This window comes from Pseudomonas aylmerensis (assembly GCF_001702265.1).
GTDB classification, from domain to species: domain Bacteria; phylum Pseudomonadota; class Gammaproteobacteria; order Pseudomonadales; family Pseudomonadaceae; genus Aquipseudomonas; species Aquipseudomonas aylmerensis.
Genome location: NZ_MAUE01000030.1, coordinates 1 through 1287 on the forward strand (window position 1 = coordinate 1; position 1287 = coordinate 1287).

General features: G+C 60.1%; 1 protein-coding gene. It reads right to left on the reverse strand.

Annotated features, from left to right (window positions below; genetic code table 11):
- Window positions 1-1287 (reverse strand): RHS repeat domain-containing protein (locus BBG20_RS21075; RefSeq protein ID WP_141697308.1); only part of this gene is annotated, 1287 nt, incomplete at both ends.

Genomic DNA, 1287 nt, shown 5'->3' on the forward strand with positions numbered 1-1287 from the left:
TCAGTTGTCCCTGCTTGTCGTAGCTGTAGTCCGTTACGTTGCCGTCGGGATCAGTCTTACGAACGATATCGCCCTGATCATTACGCTCGTATTTCCAGGCAGCTTCACCACGCCTTACCACCCGTACGAACCCATTGTCATGCTCGTAGGACGTCGGCTCATCGTCCCCCGGAAACACCGCCACCAAGCGTCCGGCATCGTCGTACTGATACGCCGTCACCGCGCCCAGCGGATCCTGCTCGACCGTCAGCCGGCCTTTTTCGTCGTAGGATCTGAAATGCTCGGCACCATCTGGATCAATGCGCTGCACCAGTCGCGCACGCTGGTCGTGCACGTAGACTTCCTGGCTACCATCAGCGTTAAACACCGTGACCTGCCCGTGGTCATCCCAGGCATAACGCGTGTCCATTTGCGAAAAGCTCGCCCAGTGGCGAACACAGCGCGCGGCCTTGCCAGCGCGTTCCCACGCCCAAAAGAAACTCGCGCCACCGGCCAACTGCCGCTCAAGAATGACGTGCTGATCGTCGTACCGATAAACCTCGCTTTCGCCGACGGCATTGGTCGCCGAGACCAGTCGGCCAGTGTCGTCGTAGGCGTAGGAAACAACGTTGTGCTCAGTCATCCACTCGAAAGGGCCATGGCCCTTGGCGCGCTGGATCTGGTAGTCCACCGCCACGATGCGACCCAACTCATAACGCAGGAACAGCGAACGCCCGACACCGTTATCCAGCCGCTCAATGCGCCCCAAAAGATCCCGGACAATGCGCAGCCGGTTGTCATACGCATCGCTGATAGCCGTCAGCACACCGTCGCGAAAGTGGTAGAAGCGCGACGCCTGCGCCAACACCAATTCGTCCGGCGAAGCGCCTAAATAGATTGCCGCTTCGGCTAGGCTATTGGTGATTGCTGGGCGAGAAACAGATGGCAAGGGCAGGGTGGTCGAGCGGTTTTCATGATCGGTCCACACCACCGAATCACCGGAAACACTCAGCCGATGCGCCAGCGAATGACTCCAGCCAAACCCCAATCCGCCATCCATTTCCACCGCACTGGTGCAGTACAAGCGGCTCCATTCAAACGGCAATACCCCGTCCAGCGCCCCATCGGTCAAGGTGAGCAATTCCTCTCCGGTAACCATCGACACCGGGCAGCCGTTAGTGGCGGTCTTATCCGCAGGCGCCGCCGAGTCTCCGTTTGGGTTCTTGCCAGCAGCAGGCACATCGTCGACATGCTCCTGCCGAACCAACGTCGTCCGCTGCGTCTTGCCGCGAACCGCCGGCACCGGGT